The sequence below is a fragment of the Brevundimonas sp. PAMC22021 genome, assembly GCF_019443405.1.
GTDB lineage: Bacteria > Pseudomonadota > Alphaproteobacteria > Caulobacterales > Caulobacteraceae > Brevundimonas.
Genome location: NZ_CP080376.1, coordinates 1,958,806 through 1,976,203 on the forward strand (window position 1 = coordinate 1,958,806; position 17,398 = coordinate 1,976,203).

Below are 17,398 nucleotides of genomic sequence, written 5' to 3' on the forward strand. Positions count from 1 at the left end.
GGAAGCGGGCGTCAGGATCGAGGATACGCCATGAACAGAGCCCGCCGCGCACGCATCGTCGCCACCCTGGGGCCCGCCAGCCGCGCCCCCGGCACGGTCAAGGCCCTGGCCCAGGCCGGCGTGGACGTGTTCCGCCTGAACTTCAGCCACGGCTCGCACGACGATCACGCCGCGGCGCTGAAGGCCGTGCGCGGCGCCGAAATGGCCTTGCAGCGCCCGCTGGGCGTGCTGGCGGACCTGCAGGGGCCAAAGCTGCGTCTCGGGCGGTTCGCCAATGTCGAGATCGCGGTCAAGCCGGGCCACACCATGCGCTTCGACCTGGATCCCACGCCGGGCGACGAGACGCGGGTGCAGATGCCGCACCCGGAAATCTTCAAGGCCCTGCGCCCCGGCATGCTGCTGCTGCTGGATGACGGCCGCGTGCGTCTGCGCGTGGGCGAGCGCAGCGACGAATGGGCCGACGTCACGGTCGAAAGCGGCACAAAGCTCAGCGACCGCAAGGGCGTGGCGGTGCCGGACGCGGTGATCCCCGTCTCGGCCCTGACGCCCAAGGACCGCGAGGACCTGGCCTTTGCCCTGCGGCTGGGCGTCGACTGGGTCGCCCTGTCGTTCGTGCAGAAGCCGGAAGACATGGCCGAGCTGAAGCAGCTGGTGAAGGGTCAGGCCGCGTGCCTGGCCAAGATCGAAAAGCCCGCCGCGCTGACCGACCTCGAGGCCATCCTCGACTATTGCGACGGCGTCATGGTCGCGCGCGGCGACCTGGGCGTCGAGATGGACCCCGAGGAGGTGCCGGTCGCGCAGAAGCTGATCGTGCGCGCCGCCCGCAATCGCGGCGTGCCGGTGATCGTGGCGACGCAGATGCTGGAATCCATGACCAGCGCCCCCGCCCCCACCCGCGCCGAGGCTACCGACGTCGCCAACGCCGTCTATGAGGGCGCCGACGCCCTGATGCTGTCGGCCGAGACCGCGTCCGGCGACTATCCGCTGGAAGCGGTCGGCATCATGGATCGCATCATGCAGCGGGTGGAAAAGGATCCGCTGTGGCCCACCCTGATGGCGTCCGAGCACCTCGGCATCGACGAGGACGTGGACGCCCTGGTCGGCGCGGCGCGAAAGGCGACGGATGCGCCGTCCACCGCCTGCGTGGTCGCCTTCACCACCCTGGGCGGCACGGCCCGGCGGATGTCGCGCGAACGCCCCCTGAAGCCCATCCTGGTGCTGACCCCCAATCCGAACACCGCCCGCCGCCTGGCCCTGGTCTGGGGCCTGGAGCCCCGCCTGGGCGAGCAGCCGGACTCGCTCGAAGCCGTAACCGACGATGCGGTGAACAGCGCGGTGAAGTTCGGCCTGGCCCAACCGGGTCAGCGCATCCTGATCCTGGCGGGCACGCCCTTCGGCGCGCCGGGCGCCGCCAACCTGCTGCGCCTGGCCCATGCGCCGCAACCGAAAGCCAAGAAGCCGCGCCGCTGACGCGCCCCCTCGTGCAAGGGGCCCCGTCCGTCCTATGCTGAGGCGGTGACGCGGGGCCGGGCATGATCAAATACATCGGCTCCAAACGGGCGCTGCTGACGCCCCTGACTGCCGCCGTGCGCGCCGTGCTGCCTGACGGCGGCCAGATCGGCGACCTGTTCTCGGGCACGGCGCGCGTGGGGCATGCGCTGAAGCGGCAGGGCTTCTCCGTCTGGTCCAACGACCACAACGCCTATGCCCACGCTCTGGCCACTGTCTATGTCCAGGCCGACCGCGAGCGATGGATCGAATCGGCGGCGCGGCTGCTGCACGAGCTGCGCGCTGTTCCCCCCGCGCCCGGCTGGTTCACCCGCACCTTTTGCGAGGAGGCGCGCTTCTTTCATCCGGACAACGGCGCCCGCATCGACGCCGTGCGGGAACGCATCGAGGCGCTGGATCTGGAGCCGGAGCTAAGGGCCATCGCCCTGGTCAGCCTGATGGAAGCCGCCGACCGGGTCGATTCCACCGCCGGCCTGCAGATGGCCTATATGAAGCGGTGGGCGCCCCGCGCGCTGAAGCCGCTGGAACTGCGCCTGCCGGAACTTTTGCCCTCGGTCGGCGCCCCCTGCCGGGCGACGCAGGCCGACGCTTTGGAGATCGCCGCCGAGATCGAGGCGGATCTCGTCTACCTCGACCCGCCCTACAACCAGCATTCCTATCTGGCCAACTACCACGTCTGGGAAAGCCTGGTGCTGTGGGACCGTCCCGAGACCTACGGCGTCGCCAACAAGCGCGTGGATGTGCGCACCCGCAAGAGCGCCTTCAACAGCCGTCCCGGCATCGGTCCGGCGCTGCGTTCGGTGATCGAGCGGCTACGCGCGCCCAACCTCATCGTTTCGTTCAACGACGAGGGGTATCTGAGCCGCGACGACCTGGTCTCCATGCTGTCCGAACGCGGCCATGTTCAGGTGGTGGAGATCCCCAGACCGCGCTACGTCGGCGCCCGCATCGGCATCCACAATCGGCAGGGCGAGAAGGTCGGGGCGGTCGGAAGGCTGAACAATGTCGAACATCTGTTCGTCGTCACGCAGCGCGCGGTGAAGTTGTCCATCGCCGCCTGATTCGTTGATTTTTCTTAAGAAGCGGGACCGGGAACCGTCCGCCATCGGCCTCGTTAGCAATGGTATGCAACCGCCCGTCGCACGCCCCGATCTTTCTTCCCACACGGAAGACCTCCGTCTGAAGCGGATGGATGTGGCCCGCGGGCACGAGGCCTATGCCGCGGTCGAAGAGCGGTCCTGGGCCCCGCGCGCAACCGAGATTCCTCGCTCGATCCCGCCGTCGTTTCAGGATCGCGGCGTCTTCACCCACACGGCCGCCAACTTCGGTCGCCGCGTCGAGGCCGAGCCGGTGATGGTGGAGGAGATCGATGTCGAGCCCCAGCTGCCGCCCACGCCGCGCTGGATGCTGATGATGGGCGGGGCGGCCATCGCGGCGCTGATGGGCGCGCTCCTCGGCGGCTTCATGCACATCTGAGCCGTTCGGTTCAGGCCTCTTCCAGCAAGGCCCGGATCGGCGACCAGCTTCTTCGGTGCGCCGGACACGGCCCCATCGCCTTTAGCGCCGCCTGATGCACCGGCGCGTTGTAGCCTTTGTGGCTGGCGAAGCCGTAGCCGGGATAGACCCCATCCAGCTCGATCATCAGCCGGTCCCGCGCCGTCTTGGCCAGGATGGACGCCGCCGCGATCGACAGGCTGAGCCCGTCCCCGCCCACCACCGTGCGCACGTCGCAGGGCAGCTTGAAGCGGTAGTTGCCGTCCACCAGCGCCGCCACCGGCTGGATGCTCATCGCCTCGATGGCCCGGCACATGGCCAGGCCCGTGGCCTGCAGGATGTTGAGCTCGGCGATCTCCTCCACCGAGGCGAAACCGACGCCCCAGGCCAGGGCGCGCGCCTTGATCTCGATCTCCAGCGTCTCGCGCCGAGCCGCCGTCAGCGCCTTGGAGTCGTCGACGCCGTCCGGCAGATCGTCGGGGTTCAGGATCACCGCCGCCGCCGACACCGGTCCCGCCCAGGGTCCGCGCCCCGCCTCGTCCACCCCGCACACCGGACCGCCCACGGCCTTGGCCGCCAGGGTCTCCAGCGTCAGCGTCGGCAAGGGCCGCGCGGGCGTCGGTTTGTCTTTTCGAGCCGCCATCAGGCGTCGCCCATCGCACGAACCGGCTCGTGACGAAAGCAGCTGGTCTCATGATCGTTGACCATGCCGACCGCCTGCATGAAGGCGTAGGTGATCACCGGGCCGCAGAACTTGAACCCCCTGCCCTTCAGCGCCTTGGACAGGGCGACCGACTGCGGCGTCTGCGTCGGCATGGCGCGGTAGTCGGCGTGGATCGTCTGGATCGGCCGCCCGTCCACGAACGACCACAGCCAGTCGGAGAAGTCCTCGCCCTCGTCGCGCATCGCCAACCAGATGCGGGCCCCGCCGATCGCCGCCTCGATCTTGGCGCGCGAGCGGATCACGCGTGAGTCGGTCAGGAGGCGGTCCACCTCCGCCTCGGTATATCCGGCGACAACTTCAGGATCGAAATCATCAAACGCCGCGCGCAGGCCCTCACGCTTTCGCAGGATGGTGATCCAGGCCAGTCCTGCCTGGAAGCCGTCGAGCACCAGCTTCTCCCACAGGGCGCGCGCATCCCGCTCCGGCACGCCCCACTCCTCGTCGTGGTAGGCGAGGTACAGCGGGTCCGTGGTCCCGCACCAGGGGCAGCGGTTCAGTGTCGGCGACGCATCCATGCCGCCAGCATGGCGCGATCCGCCGTTCGCGTCACTCGGCGCCCGCCCCTGGCGTCACTTGGCGAAGGTGTCCTGGATGTTGATGATGGCGGGCCCCAGGATGACCACGAACAGCACCGGCAGGAAGAAGATGATCATCGGCACCGTCAGCTTGGCCGGCAGGGCTGCGGCCTTTTTCTCGGCCGCCGACAGACGCAGCTCGCGGTTCTCCTTGGCCATCACCCGCAGCGCCGAACCCAGCGGCGTGCCGTAGCTTTCGGCCTGGGTCATGGCGGTGGCCACCGACTTGACCCCCGGATGGTTGGTGCGCTTGCCCAGGTTCTCGTAGGCGACGCGCCGATCCGGCAGATAGCTGAGCTCGGCCGCCAGCAGCGACAGTTCCTCGGCCAGATCGATGGAAGAGCCGCCGATCTCCTGGCTGACCTTCTGGATCGCCGCCTCGATCGACATGCCGGCCTCGACGCAGATCAGCATCAGATCCAGCGCATCGGGGAAGGCCTGCATGATCGAGGTCTTCCGCTTGGCGATGCGGTTGGAAAGATAGATGTTGGGCGCATAGAAGCCCGCCACCGCCGCCGCCATCACTCCCGTCAGCCGCGACATCACCGGTTGGCCGAAGTCGTTGATCACGAACAGGTACAGCGCCGCAACAGCCAGGAACACGAAGGGCGAGGCGAAGCGAAAGAAGTAGAAGGCCGTCAGCGGGCGGGGACCGCGCAGGCCTGCCTGCATCATCTTCTCGGCGACCTTGGGGTCTTCCAGCAGGCGCGAGAGATTCAGCCGGTCGACGACCCGCTTCTTGAAGCCCTCGTCGGTCTGGCGCAGGGCGCTCTGCCCTGAACCGACCGCCGCGCGCGAGCGCCGCTTCAGCTCGTCGCGCCGCTCGGACACCGCCTTCATCCGCTTGTCCAGGTCGGCGCCGCCGGTCATCGAACCCAGCAGGGTCAGCAGGGTGAAGAACACCAGGACGCCCACGACGATGCTGAGCAGGGTCTGCGGATTGGTGATGGTCTGAATGATGTCGTTCATGCTCCGGCTCCCATCAGAACTTGAACGAGATCATCTTCTTCATGGTGAAAACGCCCATGGCCATCCAGGTCACGGCCGCGATCAGCATGAACTGCCCACGCATGTCGGTGAACATCAGCATCATGTAGGCCGGCGTCGTCAGGGTCACGAGCACCACCACCACCGGCGGCAGCGAGCCGATGATACCGGCGGACGCCAGCGCCTCGGACGACATGGCCTTGATCTTTTCGCCCATCATCCGGCGCGCGCGCAGCACGGTGGACAGGTTGTGCAGCGCCTCGGCCAGGTTGCCCCCGGTCTTTTGCTGAATGGCGATCACGATGGTGAAGAAGCGCAGCTCCGGCGAGGGCATGCGCTCGGACATCCGCTCCAGCGTCTGCTCCAGCGTCAGCCCGACAGCCAGGCCCTCCACCAACTTCTGGAACTCGGGTCCGAGAGGCGCGGGGCTTTCGCGCGCGATGATCTTGAAGCATTCATGCACCGGCAGGCCCGAGCGAATGCCGCGCACGATCACGTCCACGGCGTTGGGGAACTCCAGCGAGAACTTCTTCATCCGCCCCTTGGCGATGAAGCCCAGGATCCAGCGCGGCAGGCCCAGACCAAAGATCAGACCGACGCCCATCGCCACGAACAGGTTCACGCCGACCAGCATCACCAACAGGGCCACGACCAGCCCGATAGCGCCGCTGATAAGATAGAAGGTCTTCGGCTTCATCGACAGGCCAGCGTGCTTCAGCCGGGCGTCCATGGTCATGCGCGCCTTGCGCTGACGGCGCTCGGCGTCCTGCAGCTGATCGATGATCTGCTTGCGCCGCGCCTCGGGCGTATTGGCGAGCGCCGCCTTGCGCGCGGCCGCCTCCTTGGCCTTTCCGCCGCCGAAGCTTTCAGCGCGCTTGACCGCCTTGGTGCTGGAATCATCGCCGCCCACCAGCGCCCAGCCCAGGCTGCCGATGGTCACAAAGGCCAGGATCGCCGCGAGAATGGGAAGCATGGGCCCTTACTCCGCCGCGTCCAGCGCATCGGCCAGCTCGCGCTCCAGGCCGTAGTAGCGCGCGCGATCCCAGAAGCGCGGACGCGCGATGCCGGTCGAGCGGTGCCGGCCCAGCACGCGGCCGTTCTCGTCCTCGCCGGTGATCTCGTAGACGAACAGGTCCTGGGTCACGATCACGTCGCCTTCCAGCCCCACCACCTCGGTGATGTGGGTGATGCGGCGCGAGCCGTCCCGCAGGCGCGCGGCTTGGACGATCACATCGACCGAGCCAACGATCATTTCGCGGATGGTCTTGGACGGCAGGCCGTAGCCGCCCATGGTGATCATCGATTCCATCCGGCTGATGGCCTCGCGCGGCGAGTTGGCGTGCAGCGTGCCCATGGAGCCGTCGTGGCCCGTGTTCATCGCCTGCAGCAGGTCAAAGGCTTCGGGTCCGCGGACTTCGCCGACGATGATCCGCTCAGGCCGCATCCGCAGGCAGTTCTTGACCAGGTCGCGCATGGTGATCATGCCCTGGCCTTCCAGGTTGGGCGGACGGGTTTCCAGGCGCACCACGTGCGGCTGCTGCAGCTGCAGTTCGGCCGCGTCCTCGCAGGTGATCACCCGCTCGGTCGGGTCGATGAATGCGGTCAGGGTGTTCAAGAGCGTGGTCTTGCCCGAGCCCGTGCCGCCCGAGATCACCAGATTGCATCGCGACGCGCCAATGACGCCCAGGACGCGCGCGCCCTCGGGACTGATGGAGGCGTACTCCACCAGGTTCTTCATCGTCAGCTTGTCTTTCTTGAACTTCCGGATCGTCAGCGTCGGGCCGTCGATCGCCAGCGGCGGCGCGATCACGTTGACGCGCGATCCGTCCGGCAGACGGGCGTCGCAGATCGGGCTGCTTTCATCGACGCGGCGGCCGACCTGCGACACGATCCGCTGGCAGATGTTCATCAACTGGCCGTTGTCGCGGAAGCGGACGTTGGTCAGCTGGACCTTGCCGCCCACTTCGATGAACACCCGGCCCGCGCCGTTGACCATGATGTCGGCGATGTCGTCGCGCGCCAGCAGCGGCTCCAGCGGTCCATAGCCCAGCACGTCGTTGACGATGTCCTGGACCAGGTTCTCCTGCTCGGCCACCGACATGGAGACGTTCTTGATCGCCACCAGCTCGGCGACGATGTCGCGGATCTCCTCCGACGCCGCCTTCTGGTCCAGCTGCGCCAGCTGCCCCAGATCGATGGTGTTCATCAGCGCGTTGAAGATCGTCGTCTTCGTGGCGTGATAATAGTCCGACTGCTCGCGGACGATCTCGGCGACGGCCTGGGCCTTCTTCAGCTGGTCCAGGCCCTTTGTGGGCTTGGGTCCGGCGGAGGCGGCGCGCGGGGCGGCTTCCGGCGTGGGCTTGGGCCGGGACGCCAGGGCGTCCAGACGGTCCGTCACCCGCCCGGCTGCGGCCGGCGCGGCCTCGGCGGGTGCGAAGCCCTGCGTCGGAGGGGGCGGCGAGGCGAAGCCCGCCGGGGCGGGCGCCAGCGCCATCACCTCGGCGCCCGCCGGCGCTGCCGCCGGCGACGGACGCAGGGGCGCGATCGTGTCGCCGGCCTGACCTGTGCGCTTGCCGAACACCTATCAGCGCTTCTTGAACAGGCTGGCGAACAGCGACTTGGACGCCTTGTCGGACCCCTGGGTTGACGCCTTGCCGGGCGCGGGCAGGGCGGCGGCGGCCTTGTTCGGCTTGCCCTTGGTTGCGACCGGCAGCTCGCGCCGGGAGACGATCTGCGCCAGCGTCTGGAACGCCTCGGCCGACTTGGTCTTGGCGCCCGCGTCCAGGATCATCTGGCCGTTGTTGGCCGCGGCCCCAAACGTCTTGGCGTCAAACGGGATCACCAGGCTGGGCAGAACGCCCAGCGCCGCGCCGAAGTCCTTGGCGGGGATTTCCGGCCGGCCGGGCACGCCCACCTGGTTCAGCACCAGGCGCGGCGGGGCGTCGTTCGGGCGGCTCGACTTGATCAGGTCGATCATGTTCTTGGCGTTGCGCAGGGACGCCAGATCGGGCGTCGCCACCACCACCACCTCGTCCGCCGAGATCAGCGTACGGCGCATCCAGCCGGACCACAGGTGCGGCAGGTCCAGCACCACGAACGGCGCGGTGGAGCGGATGCGGGTGGTCACCTCTTCGAAAGCGTCGGGCGAAATGTCCCAGTCGGCGTCCAGGGTCGCGGGGGCGGCGAACAGGCTCAGCTTGTCGGTGCAGCGCACCATCATCCGGTCCAGCAACGTCGCATCCAGACGGTCGGGCTGGCCGAGCGCATCGGCTACGCCGTTCAGCGGGTCCTGGTTGAAGTCCAGCCCCGCGGTGCCGAACGGCAGGTCGTAATCGACGATGACGGTGTTGGCGCCGATCCGTTCAGAGATCGCATAGGCGGTGTTGTGCGCCACCGCGCTGGCCCCCGCCCCGCCGCGTGCGCCGACAAAGGCCACGGTGCGGCCGACGAACGGCTGGGCCGGGTCGTTGAACAGGCCGCCGATGGCGCCGATCAGTTGCAGCGGCTGGACCGGCGAGACAAGATACTCGCTGACGCCGCGCCGCATCAGCTCGCGGAACAACAGGATGTCGTTGGTCGGGCCGATCACGATGACCTTGGTGCCCGCGTCGCAGACGTTCGCCAGCTGATCCACCTGCCACAGCAGGGTCTGCGGGTCCTGAAGGCATTCGACGATGATCAGCGGCGGGGTCGGCTCGTGCTGATAAGCTTCCACCGCAGCGGGTGCGCCGCCCACCCGGATCTGGGTGGTCGCGCGCGACAGGCGCCGATCCTGGCCGGCCCGCTCGGCGGCCGCCAGCGTGTCCTGGCGCTCAGCGAAGACGTGAATGGCGATGCGCGGCACCGACACCTCGCCGATCGCTGGAGCCAACGCCGATTGCGCGCCCGCCAGCAGGTCGCCGACGGGATTGAAGCTCGCGGCCGACGGAGCGGTGGCTGTCAGCGGCAGCGGCAGCGGCTCGCGCGGATTGATGTCCCCGGCCAGCAGCACCGGCTCGACCGGCGCTACGGGTTGCATGGCCTGAACCGGCTGCATCGGCTGAGTTCCGGGCGCGGCGGGCGATCCCGCAAACTCCAGCTCGAACTCCTCGTCGAAGTCGTAGCCCTGCGCGGCGTTGATCGTGCTCATGACCTATTCCACCGCCTCGGAGATGCGACCTTCAACCAGCGGCTCCTGCGCGGCGGACGTGACCTCCCCCTGTCGGTAGGCGTCCATCACCGTGGCGCGGCGTGAGGCGTCCAGGGGCGCCATGTCGCGGGGCGCTACGATATCGCGCGGATCGGCGATCTGAGCCGCCATGTTGGCCGTGACGGCGCAGCCAAAGCCGATGTCCGGCTCATTGCTGGGGTTGTGCGCCAGATCGCCCGCGCGCCCGGCGCAGTTCGGCACATGCGCGCGCAGGATTTCAAACCCGACCAGAACCGGGGCTCGGGGATCGGGCGCCGCATAGGCGGACACCACGATGCGGTCCGCCGGCACTCCCAGCGCCGCCACCGCGTCCCGCGCGGCCCAGACAAAGGCGGCCGTGGCCGGATCGTCGCCGCCCGGCGCCTCAACGACGACCGCCGGCGCGCCGCTGGCGGCGAAGCGCTGCGTCAGGTCGATCAGGGCGGCGTGCTGATTGTGCGACACGCCGTCGGGGCGCACCGCCAGGGCGATCCGGTCCACGCCCGGTTCAACCTGCAGAACATAGCGCGACGTCGGCGTCAGAGGACGGCCATGGCCGGGGTCGCTTGCCGGGGTTGCGCAACCGGCCAGCAGGACGGCGGCTCCAACAAGCGACACGCCTCCCGCGGTTCGGGTGCGGTTCGGTCGGTGCATCATGGCGCGCCTCATTCGATCACATAGCCCACCGGCCCCTGCCAGCCGGCGGCCGGGTCGGGGGCGGGCGGCGGGCTGCCGTATTGCTGGTTCAACTGGCCGAACAGCAGGGTTTGGGCGTCGTTGGCGATCCGCAGCCCATCCGCCGGAGTTTGCAACCGGCCGGGCGCGGTCGGCGAGACGATGTAGGCCTCGACGATGATGACCAGTTCCGTCTGGCCCGAGGTGTAGTCGCGCGAGCGGAACAGGGCGCCCAGCACCGGCAGGTCGCCGGCGCCCGGCAGCTTGTCTATGTTCTGGCGCATCTCGTCGCGCAAAAGGCCGGCGATCATCAGCGATCCGCCTGAGGGCAGCTCCACCGTCGATGAGGCGCGACGCACGTTCAGGGCGGGGATCACCAGGGCCGAGTCCGCCGACGGCCGTAGCGTGAAGGCGCCTTCCGTGGTCAGCTCCGACACTTCGGTCGACAGTTGCAGCGATATCCGGCCTTCCGACAGCACGATCGGGCGGAAGGCGAGCCGCACGCCGAACGGCTTGAACTCCACGGAAATGTTGGTTCGGCCGTCGTCGTCCGAGGCGCCGACGGGGATCGGGAATTCGCCGCCGGCCAGGAACTCGGCGCTCTCGCCGTTGACGGAGGTGAGGTTGGGTTCGGCCAGGGTGCGCAACAGCCCCGTGCGCTCGAAGGCCTGCAACCGGCTGCTCAGCGAGCCGTCTGCGCCCGCGTTTACATAGCCCAGGGCGCCCCCGCCCACGAGGCCGCCGTTGACGCCGAAGGTGGCGTTCTGCGCGAAACTGAGGCCATCGCCCACGGTGTTCAGCACGGCGCTGACGTCCAGGCCCAGTTGCTTCACGGCCGAGCGTTGCACCTCGACCACCCGCGCCTTGACCATCACCTGGTCGGAGCCGGCGACGTTCAGCATGTTCAGCACCTTCTCAGGGGCCGACACAAAGGCCCGCGCGATGGTCTGCGCCTGCGTCGATTGAGCGGGGCTGAGCACCGAGCCCGTCAGGATGATGCTGTCATTCACCGCCTCTGCGCGCACCATCGCGCCGGGCAGGACGCGCGCCAGGGTGTCCTGCAGGGCGCTGGTGCCCGCATCGACCCTTACACGCAGCGTCAGGATGGTGCGGCCGGCGGCGTCCAGGAAGACGGCGTCCGTCTCGCCGGGCTGCAGGCCGATCACGGTGATGCGGCGCGCCGAGTGCAGCATCGCTTCGGCCACCTGCGGGTTGGACACGATCACGTCGCGCGCATCCGCCGGCAGGTCCACCGCGAACGAGGTGCCGCGCGGCAGGTTGATCATCTGGGGGGCCGACGCGCCCATGGCCACGGCCGCCCGCGTCTGCGCCAGCGTCATCGACGGCGATGCGGCCGACAGCAGCGCCAGCACGCACACCGCCGCGGATCGGATCATGCGAAGGCTCATTGCACCGTCACCACTTGCGGCTCGCCGCCGCGATAAACCTTGACCGCGCGTGGGGCCGCCGCGACCGGCGCGGTGATCCGCCCTGTCCGGCCCGACGGACCGGCGTTGTCGGCATAGGAGCGCAGCACCAGCGACAGGTCGCCTTCCGCCTTGGCAAGCGCCAGGGTCTCGGCGTCCTGCGGGCCGACCTCCAGCGTGGCGGTCGCGCCGACCACCGCCTGGGCGTCGTCGCCGGCGCGGGTCTGCTGGTCGATGGCCAGGACCTTGAGGTTGCGCATCACGGTGGTGGCGGTGAACTTTGGTCCCGGCGCATTGTCGCCGCCGGTTTCGTTCTCGCGCGACAGCACCACGTCCACCCGGTCGCCCGGCAGGATAAAGCCGCCGGCGGCCGTCTCCACCGTCACGCCGATGGCCATGGCGCGCATGCCGGGCTCGAGGTAGGCGGCCAGGTAGCCGCTGTCGCCGGCCCGCACGATCTTGCGGCCGACGATGGGCTCCCCCGCCAGAATGGTTTCGCGGACCACCGAGCCGAGGTAGTCGGACTTCAGGCCCTTTCCGGCCGCCTCGTTGGCGACGCGCGCGACGGTTTCCACTGCGCCTTCCACCTTCTTTTCAGGCGTGGCGTCCTTGGGGACGGCGGGGGCGGAGGCGTCGACGATGAAGGACGGGTCGATTTCGTCGGCGGGCCAGTCCTTCCACGCCATGTCGGCGTCGGTCAGGCGCTTGCCCGGCTGGATGTCCTTGGCGGCGACCAGGATGCGGGTCATGGCGCGCTGCTCGACCGGGGCGGCGGCGGCCGGCGAGGCCGGCTCGTTCGACGACGATCCCATGGCGCGCACCACCAGCGCCAGCCCGATGGCGGACACGGCGGCGACGCAGATGACGGCGATGCGGGCAGGCTTCATCCAGATGGTCTCCGGTCGGGCGCGGGATGCGAGAAGCGGTTCCCGGGTGCCCTGTCGTTAACGATCATGGAGGGGGCGGGTTAACGCCGCCCTAAACGCTGTTTGGCGATCACAACCCGGCCGAGAAGCGCGCCACCATGTCGCTGGCCGGGAAGGCCAGGAGGGCGCCGGCGGCGATGGCGACCCCATAGGGGATGTCGCCCTTGGGTTGCATCAGGTGGGTGACCCAGTCCGGCCCGCCCACCACCAACGGCGCCAGATGCTTGCGCGCCGTCAGCAGGAACAGACAGAAGGCGCCGCCGCAGACACCGGTCTGCAGCAGGAACACGCCCGATCCGGTAACGCCCAGCCACAGGCAGGAGGCGGCGATCAGCTTGGCGTCCCCGCCCCCGATCCAGTTCAGCGCGAACATGCCCGCGCCGATGAACAGGGCCAACAGACCGACGCCGACATGGGCGGCGACGGTGGGCAGGTCCAGACCCACAAGAAGGGCGACGGGAAAAAAGGCCACGATCAGCAGGCCAGAGATCCAGTTCGGAATTTTCATCGTCAGCAGGTCGTGCAGGCCGGCGACAATGGCCAGGGCCGGCAGCACGCCGAGCAGCAGAAGGGTCAGGGTGTCCATGATGCGATCCTGCCTCGTGAGCCGTTAAGTCCGCGTTGCCTTCACCCAAACAGAAAGAGCCGGAGCGTTTCCGCTCCGGCCCCTCCGCAGTCATTAGGGCTGCTCGACTATGGCTTAAGAAGTCGGCAGTTCGGTTTCGACCTTCTCGAACGACGCCTTCAGCTTGGTGCCGATACCGCCCACGGCGGCGATGATGCCCACGGCGATCAGGGCGGCGATGAGGCCGTATTCGATGGCGGTGGCGCCGGACTCGTCCTTGACGAAACGCGAAACGAACTTGGTCATGTGCATGTCCTTCTAGACTATGGTTTAGCGAGCGACTGGCGGGGGGAGCCGGTGGCCCGCTTGACCCCCAAAACGCAGGGTGACAATCGCAGGCCGAGGTTAAGGCCAGGTCGTCGGACGTGGTTACCCGCTGATTTACCGACATTTTTCTTCATACCGCCGCAGCCGCGCGCTTCAGACTTTCTTGAGATTTCAGGCGCACCTTTCGCGCGTCGCCTCATGCATGTCCGGAGGCGCTCGCGCTCATCGAGAAAGCCGCCATGCTCCGCCGTTCCTACGCCGTCGCCGGCCTGGCCCTCGCCGCCGCGACCCTCGCCTCCTCCGCCTCGGCCCAGTCGCGCAATCTGACGGTCGAGATCGACCGCACCCAGCGGGTGCAGCTGAACGGCGCCGCCAGTTCGGTCGTGGTCGGCAATCCCCAGATCGCGGATGTAACGGTGGTGGACGCCAACACCCTGTTCGTCATCGGCAAGGGCTATGGCGTGACCGAGGTGGTGGCGGTGGACGCCATCGGCCGCACCCTGTTCCAGGGCGAGATCGCGGTGACCGCCGGCTCCACCGGGGCGGTTCGCGTCTGGCGCGGCGGGCAGGCCACCGAAATGGCGTGCGGGCAGACGTGCGCGCCCAGCATCCGCAGCCAGGCCAATGGATCGGGCGCCCAAGCGAGCCCCGCGCCCTGATCGCCATGCCGATTCGTCTCCACCCTCGTCGTCTTCAGTCCTTCCGCCTCGCCGGACGACTGGCGCGTGACCGCAAGGGTTCGGCCGCGGTGGAGTTCGCCCTGGTCAGCATGCCGTTCTTCGCGTTGCTTTTCATGGTGCTGGAGATTGGGCTGGCCTTTCTGATCAACAGCACGCTCGAGACGGCGATCAGCGACAGCGGCCGCCTGATCCGAACCGGCCGGGCCGAGGCGCAGAGCTTCGACGCGGCCCGGTTCAAGCAGGACGTCTGCGGGCGAATGAACATCTTCTCGTCCGACTGTGACGGGCGCGCCACCATTGACGTTCAGACCATCACGCGCTTTGACGCCCTTCCCGCCGAACCCGCCGTCGTGGATGGTGAGTTGCAGGCGCAGAACTGCTACAACGGCGGCGTTCCGGGCGATCTCGTGCTGGTCCGGATCTGGTACAGACAGCCGATGCTCGCGCCCTTTCTCAATCAGGGCGTGCTGAGGCTGGGAGCGACAAGCGTGATGCTGAAAGCCTCCACCGCCTTCCGCAACGAGCCCTGGAACCCGTCGGGCGTCGCGCCGGTGACGACGTGCGTCGCATGAGCCGCCGCGCCCTTCAGCGGCTGATGCGGGATCGGCGCGGCGTGTCCGCCGTCGAGTTCGCCCTGATCGCCCCGGTAATGATCGGGCTGTATTTCGCCATGACCGAATTCAGTCAGGGTTTCATGGCGCAGAAGCGCATGAACCATGTCGCCGCAGTGGTCGGCGATCTCGTGGGGCAGGTGAATACGCTGACCACCTCCGATCTCGACGGCATCCTGGATGTCGGCGACCTGGTGATGGCGCCCTACCCCGTAGATACGCTGAAGCTGCGGGTCAGCAGCGTCATCCGGCAGAACGACGTCTACACCGTGCAGTGGAGCCGAGGCTCGAACTGGTCTGGCGCCGACGCCCCGATTGTGCCCGACGGCCTGATCAGCAACGGCCAGACTGTGATCGTTTCCGAAATCAAATACACCTATGTCTCTGCCGTGAACTTTTCGGACGGCGTGAACCTGTCTCACACGGCCTACAATCTGCCGCGAGACACCGCTCCGGTCACGCTTACACCCTGATCGCCGATCAGCGCCTCGGCCAGCGCGCGGATCTTGGCCTCGGTTTCCAGCCGCTCCTCTTGGGGATCGCTGTCGGCGGTGATCCCGGCGCCGGCCAGGGTGCGAAAGCGCCAGCGTCGCCCTGATCGCTCGAACGCCGCCGTACGGATCAGCACCGACGCCGTCATCCGCCCCTCCCCCAGCAGGAACAGCGACCCACACCACGGACCGCGCGGCGGCTCGTGCGCGGCGATCACCTTCATCGCCTGGTGCTTGGGCGCGCCGGTGATCGATCCCGGCGGAAAGGTCGCCTCCAGCGCATCGGCGGCATGGAGCCCGGTCCTCAGCCGCGCGCTCACGGTCGAGACCAGGTGATGCACGGTGGGGTGGCTTTCGACCTCGCACAGCGCCTCGACCCGCACCGATCCGGGCTCGGCCGCCCGCGCCAGGTCGTTGCGCATCAGATCGACGATCATCAGATTTTCGGCGCGATCCTTGGCGCTGCCGGACAGCTCGGCCGCGAGCGCCGCATCTTGCTCCGCGTCCCTTCCGCGCGGTCGCGTCCCCTTGATCGGCCGCGCCTCCAGCCGCCCGCCCTCCAGCGACAGGAACAGCTCCGGCGAGTTCGACACCAGCGCCCACTCCCCCAGCCGCCAGAGCGCGCCATAGGCCGAGGCGCGCTTCGCCTGCAGCCGCAGAAACACGTCGAACGGCTGCGCGCCGTCATACAGTCGTCCGCCCCAAGCCCGCGCGATGTTGGCCTGGAACAGTTCGCCCGCGCCGATGCGGCTGACCACATCGGCCACGGCGGCCTCGTAGTCCGCGCCGGACCCCTCCTCCGCCATCGTCTCGGCCGGGGGCGGCGGCGCCTCTGCATCGACTGCGCCATCCAGCCAAGCCATCGCCCGATCCAGAGCGCGGTCGGCAGCCTCTGCGTCCGCGCCCCGCCCGATCGCCTCGACCGTTCGCAACCGATGATCGAAGCGCAGCATGGCCGGATAGCGCGCCAGCATCAGGTCCGGCCACACCCCGCCACGCCCTCCTGTCGCCGCCCGCGCGCCGGCGTCATAGGCCGCCAGGCCGATCACGCCGGCGCTCCAGGCGGGATCGCGCAGGGCGTCGAACAGCCCCCCCTGGCTTCGATCCACAACCAGGACTTCGTCCGGTTCGGCCGCGACGTGGGACCACCGCCCGCCCGCGCCCTCGCCGTTCGAGACCAGAGCCGCCAGACCGACCGCATCTCTCAGGCCGGTCGCCACCCGCCCCGGCTCGACCCAGGAGGCTGGTCTTGACCGACAAACGGACAGGGCGATCGGGCGGTCGGGCGGGCTCATCGCTCCCGTCTTAGCGAGGCGGCGCCAGCCCCGCCATGGCGTCCAGGTAGGCGACAAAGGCCGTGCGCCCCGCCTCAGTCATGGCCGCCTCTGTCAGGGGCTTTCGCCCCCGAAAGCTCTTGGTGGTTTCGACGAAGCCGGCGTCCTCCAGCTTGCGCAGATGGACCGAAAGATTGCCGTCGGTGGTCTCGAGCCGGGCCTTCAGGGTGTTGAAATCCGCCCGCTCCGCTCCCGCCAAGTAGGCCATGATCCCCAGGCGAATCCGGCCGTGGATGACCTCGTCTATTCGATTGATGTCGAAGTCGTCCGCCATCAGACGATCTCCGACGGTTCCTGCCGCATCAGGATCAGGCCGGGAACCAAGGCGACGGCGAAGATGACCACCGTGAACACCAGATACATGGCCGTATCGCCGGCGAACCAGCCCACCGCGATCGCGCCGAAGTAGGACAGCAGCCCGGTCACCGTCATCCAGCGCACCCGCGTCATGGCGCCGGCGATCATCCAGGCCGAGCCATAGGCCACGAAGACGATCGTCGGCATGGTCATCATCACCGACCAGTCGCCAGAGCTCAGACCCATGGCCATCAGGCCCAGCCAGGTGACGAAGATGCCGTAACCGACCGCGGACCAGGCTGCGCCGACCGCCCGGTTGCCCGACGAGTTGAAGCCAGGCTTGCCCTTCATTCTTCCGATCAGCACCGACAGCGCCGCGCCGAAGACGAGACCAGCCCCGATCCACAGCCAGACCGGCGCCCACGGGCTGGCGTCGATCGTCCCGCTGAGCAGCGCCCACTGGCCCAGGTTCGCCACGCCAAAGACGATGGCGGCGGTGACGAGGAAGGGTCCGGCCAGTAGAGGCGCATGCCGCCCCTCGTGGGCCAGGGCCCGCATATAGGCGATGTCGTCCTGAATAATCTGTGCGTCGCGCGTCATGGCGCCCT

Annotated in this window: 20 protein-coding genes; 6 read left to right on the forward strand and 14 right to left on the reverse strand. The window is 68.5% G+C overall.

The features are described 5' to 3' along the window. Nucleotides 1–30 precede the first annotated feature (30 nt). The 3 genes from pyk to KY493_RS09610 all read left to right on the forward strand — a co-directional run bounded on the left by pyk (nt 31) and on the right by KY493_RS09610 (nt 2,985). On the forward strand, nt 31–1,470 hold the full coding sequence (pyk, locus tag KY493_RS09600) for a pyruvate kinase (protein WP_219896129.1): 1,440 nt from the start codon (nt 31–33) through the stop codon (nt 1,468–1,470). A gap of 62 nt (nt 1,471–1,532) precedes the next feature. Then, nucleotides 1,533–2,570, forward strand: a complete 1,038-nt coding sequence (locus tag KY493_RS09605; protein WP_219896130.1) for a DNA adenine methylase — start codon at nt 1,533–1,535, stop codon at nt 2,568–2,570. 133 nt (nt 2,571–2,703) lie between these two features. Beyond that, nucleotides 2,704–2,985, forward strand: coding sequence for a hypothetical protein (locus tag KY493_RS09610; protein ID WP_219896131.1), 282 nt, complete (start codon nt 2,704–2,706; stop codon nt 2,983–2,985). Between the two features lie 10 nt (nt 2,986–2,995). On the opposite strand, the gene KY493_RS09615 is transcribed toward KY493_RS09610, so the two are convergent. The 11 genes from KY493_RS09615 to KY493_RS09665 form a co-directional block, all read right to left on the reverse strand. Next, nucleotides 2,996–3,646, reverse strand: coding sequence for a ribonuclease HII (locus KY493_RS09615; protein ID WP_219896132.1), 651 nt, complete (start codon nt 3,644–3,646; stop codon nt 2,996–2,998). Then, nucleotides 3,646–4,242 (reverse strand): DNA-3-methyladenine glycosylase I, encoded by a 597-nt coding sequence (locus KY493_RS09620; protein ID WP_219896133.1) that lies wholly within the window; start codon nt 4,240–4,242, stop codon nt 3,646–3,648. Before KY493_RS09620 ends, KY493_RS09615 begins: the two co-directional genes overlap by 1 nt. A gap of 54 nt (nt 4,243–4,296) precedes the next feature. After that, nucleotides 4,297–5,271: a type II secretion system F family protein gene (locus KY493_RS09625; RefSeq protein ID WP_219896134.1), complete on the reverse strand. Its 975-nt coding sequence runs from the start codon at nt 5,269–5,271 to the stop codon at nt 4,297–4,299. Between the two features lie 13 nt (nt 5,272–5,284). Further along, complete coding sequence (locus KY493_RS09630; protein WP_219896135.1) at nt 5,285–6,262, reverse strand: type II secretion system F family protein; 978 nt, start codon at nt 6,260–6,262, stop codon at nt 5,285–5,287. A 6-nt stretch (nt 6,263–6,268) separates the two neighbouring features. Then, on the reverse strand, nt 6,269–7,870 hold the full coding sequence (locus KY493_RS09635; protein ID WP_219896136.1) for a CpaF family protein: 1,602 nt from the start codon (nt 7,868–7,870) through the stop codon (nt 6,269–6,271). Between the two features lie 3 nt (nt 7,871–7,873). Continuing rightward, nucleotides 7,874–9,418 (reverse strand): cellulose synthase operon protein YhjQ/BcsQ, encoded by a 1,545-nt coding sequence (locus KY493_RS09640; protein WP_219896137.1) that lies wholly within the window; start codon nt 9,416–9,418, stop codon nt 7,874–7,876. A gap of 3 nt (nt 9,419–9,421) precedes the next feature. Further along, nucleotides 9,422–10,114 carry a CpaD family pilus assembly protein gene (locus KY493_RS09645; protein WP_255567853.1) on the reverse strand — a complete coding sequence of 231 codons (693 nt, stop codon included), beginning with the start codon at nt 10,112–10,114 and terminating at the stop codon, nt 9,422–9,424. Nucleotides 10,115–10,122: 8 nt separating this feature from the next. After that, entirely contained in the window at nt 10,123–11,529 is a 1,407-nt protein-coding gene (locus KY493_RS09650; RefSeq protein ID WP_255567854.1) for a type II and III secretion system protein family protein, read from the reverse strand. A gap of 8 nt (nt 11,530–11,537) precedes the next feature. Then, nucleotides 11,538–12,446 carry a Flp pilus assembly protein CpaB gene (cpaB, locus tag KY493_RS09655; RefSeq protein ID WP_219896139.1) on the reverse strand — a complete coding sequence of 303 codons (909 nt, stop codon included), beginning with the start codon at nt 12,444–12,446 and terminating at the stop codon, nt 11,538–11,540. A 109-nt stretch (nt 12,447–12,555) separates the two neighbouring features. Beyond that, nucleotides 12,556–13,071, reverse strand: a complete 516-nt coding sequence (locus KY493_RS09660) for a prepilin peptidase (protein WP_219896140.1) — start codon at nt 13,069–13,071, stop codon at nt 12,556–12,558. A 114-nt stretch (nt 13,072–13,185) separates the two neighbouring features. Next, the gene (locus tag KY493_RS09665) at nt 13,186–13,356 is read right to left on the reverse strand and encodes a Flp family type IVb pilin (RefSeq protein ID WP_219896141.1); all 171 of its coding nucleotides are present in this window, start codon (nt 13,354–13,356) and stop codon (nt 13,186–13,188) included. 260 nt (nt 13,357–13,616) lie between these two features. On the opposite strand from KY493_RS09665, the gene KY493_RS09670 reads away from it, so the two are divergent. From KY493_RS09670 to KY493_RS09680, 3 genes are all read left to right on the forward strand, one after another. Continuing rightward, the gene (locus KY493_RS09670) at nt 13,617–14,036 is read left to right on the forward strand and encodes a pilus assembly protein N-terminal domain-containing protein (RefSeq protein WP_219896142.1); all 420 of its coding nucleotides are present in this window, start codon (nt 13,617–13,619) and stop codon (nt 14,034–14,036) included. A gap of 89 nt (nt 14,037–14,125) precedes the next feature. Beyond that, the gene (locus tag KY493_RS09675; RefSeq protein WP_219896143.1) at nt 14,126–14,629 is read left to right on the forward strand and encodes a TadE/TadG family type IV pilus assembly protein; all 504 of its coding nucleotides are present in this window, start codon (nt 14,126–14,128) and stop codon (nt 14,627–14,629) included. Further along, on the forward strand, nt 14,626–15,141 hold the full coding sequence (locus KY493_RS09680) for a TadE/TadG family type IV pilus assembly protein (protein ID WP_219896144.1): 516 nt from the start codon (nt 14,626–14,628) through the stop codon (nt 15,139–15,141). Before KY493_RS09675 ends, KY493_RS09680 begins: the two co-directional genes overlap by 4 nt. Here the strand turns inward: KY493_RS09680 and KY493_RS09685 are convergent. The 3 genes from KY493_RS09685 to KY493_RS09695 are packed head-to-tail and all read right to left on the reverse strand — an operon-like array spanning nt 15,096 to nt 17,390. Then, the gene (locus KY493_RS09685; protein WP_219896145.1) at nt 15,096–16,454 is read right to left on the reverse strand and encodes an anthranilate synthase component I family protein; all 1,359 of its coding nucleotides are present in this window, start codon (nt 16,452–16,454) and stop codon (nt 15,096–15,098) included. The genes KY493_RS09680 and KY493_RS09685 overlap by 46 nt on opposite strands. Before the next feature lie 10 nt (nt 16,455–16,464). Beyond that, nucleotides 16,465–16,767 carry a transcriptional regulator gene (locus tag KY493_RS09690; protein WP_219896146.1) on the reverse strand — a complete coding sequence of 101 codons (303 nt, stop codon included), beginning with the start codon at nt 16,765–16,767 and terminating at the stop codon, nt 16,465–16,467. Next, complete coding sequence (locus tag KY493_RS09695) at nt 16,767–17,390, reverse strand: hypothetical protein (protein ID WP_219896147.1); 624 nt, start codon at nt 17,388–17,390, stop codon at nt 16,767–16,769. The genes KY493_RS09690 and KY493_RS09695 overlap by 1 nt, the downstream gene beginning before the upstream one ends. Nucleotides 17,391–17,398 lie beyond the last annotated feature (8 nt).

Bases quoted from the DNA above. Each gene is read 5' to 3' on its own strand.
- pyk (WP_219896129.1), top strand. From the start codon at position 31: ATGAACAGAGCCCGCCGCGCACGCATCGTCGCCACCCTGGGGCCCGCC.
- KY493_RS09605 (WP_219896130.1), top strand. From the start codon at position 1,533: ATGATCAAATACATCGGCTCCAAACGGGCGCTGCTGACGCCCCTGACT.
- KY493_RS09615 (WP_219896132.1), bottom strand. From the start codon at position 3,646: ATGGCGGCTCGAAAAGACAAACCGACGCCCGCGCGGCCCTTGCCGACG.
- KY493_RS09620 (WP_219896133.1), bottom strand. From the start codon at position 4,242: ATGGATGCGTCGCCGACACTGAACCGCTGCCCCTGGTGCGGGACCACG.
- KY493_RS09625 (WP_219896134.1), bottom strand. From the start codon at position 5,271: ATGAACGACATCATTCAGACCATCACCAATCCGCAGACCCTGCTCAGC.
- KY493_RS09630 (WP_219896135.1), bottom strand. From the start codon at position 6,262: ATGCTTCCCATTCTCGCGGCGATCCTGGCCTTTGTGACCATCGGCAGC.
- KY493_RS09640 (WP_219896137.1), bottom strand. From the start codon at position 9,418: ATGAGCACGATCAACGCCGCGCAGGGCTACGACTTCGACGAGGAGTTC.
- KY493_RS09645 (WP_255567853.1), bottom strand. From the start codon at position 10,114: ATGATGCACCGACCGAACCGCACCCGAACCGCGGGAGGCGTGTCGCTT.
- KY493_RS09650 (WP_255567854.1), bottom strand. From the start codon at position 11,529: ATGATCCGATCCGCGGCGGTGTGCGTGCTGGCGCTGCTGTCGGCCGCA.
- cpaB (WP_219896139.1), bottom strand. From the start codon at position 12,446: ATGAAGCCTGCCCGCATCGCCGTCATCTGCGTCGCCGCCGTGTCCGCC.
- KY493_RS09660 (WP_219896140.1), bottom strand. From the start codon at position 13,071: ATGGACACCCTGACCCTTCTGCTGCTCGGCGTGCTGCCGGCCCTGGCC.
- KY493_RS09665 (WP_219896141.1), bottom strand. From the start codon at position 13,356: ATGACCAAGTTCGTTTCGCGTTTCGTCAAGGACGAGTCCGGCGCCACC.
- KY493_RS09670 (WP_219896142.1), top strand. From the start codon at position 13,617: ATGCTCCGCCGTTCCTACGCCGTCGCCGGCCTGGCCCTCGCCGCCGCG.
- KY493_RS09680 (WP_219896144.1), top strand. From the start codon at position 14,626: ATGAGCCGCCGCGCCCTTCAGCGGCTGATGCGGGATCGGCGCGGCGTG.
- KY493_RS09685 (WP_219896145.1), bottom strand. From the start codon at position 16,454: ATGAGCCCGCCCGACCGCCCGATCGCCCTGTCCGTTTGTCGGTCAAGA.
- KY493_RS09690 (WP_219896146.1), bottom strand. From the start codon at position 16,767: ATGGCGGACGACTTCGACATCAATCGAATAGACGAGGTCATCCACGGC.
- KY493_RS09695 (WP_219896147.1), bottom strand. From the start codon at position 17,390: ATGACGCGCGACGCACAGATTATTCAGGACGACATCGCCTATATGCGG.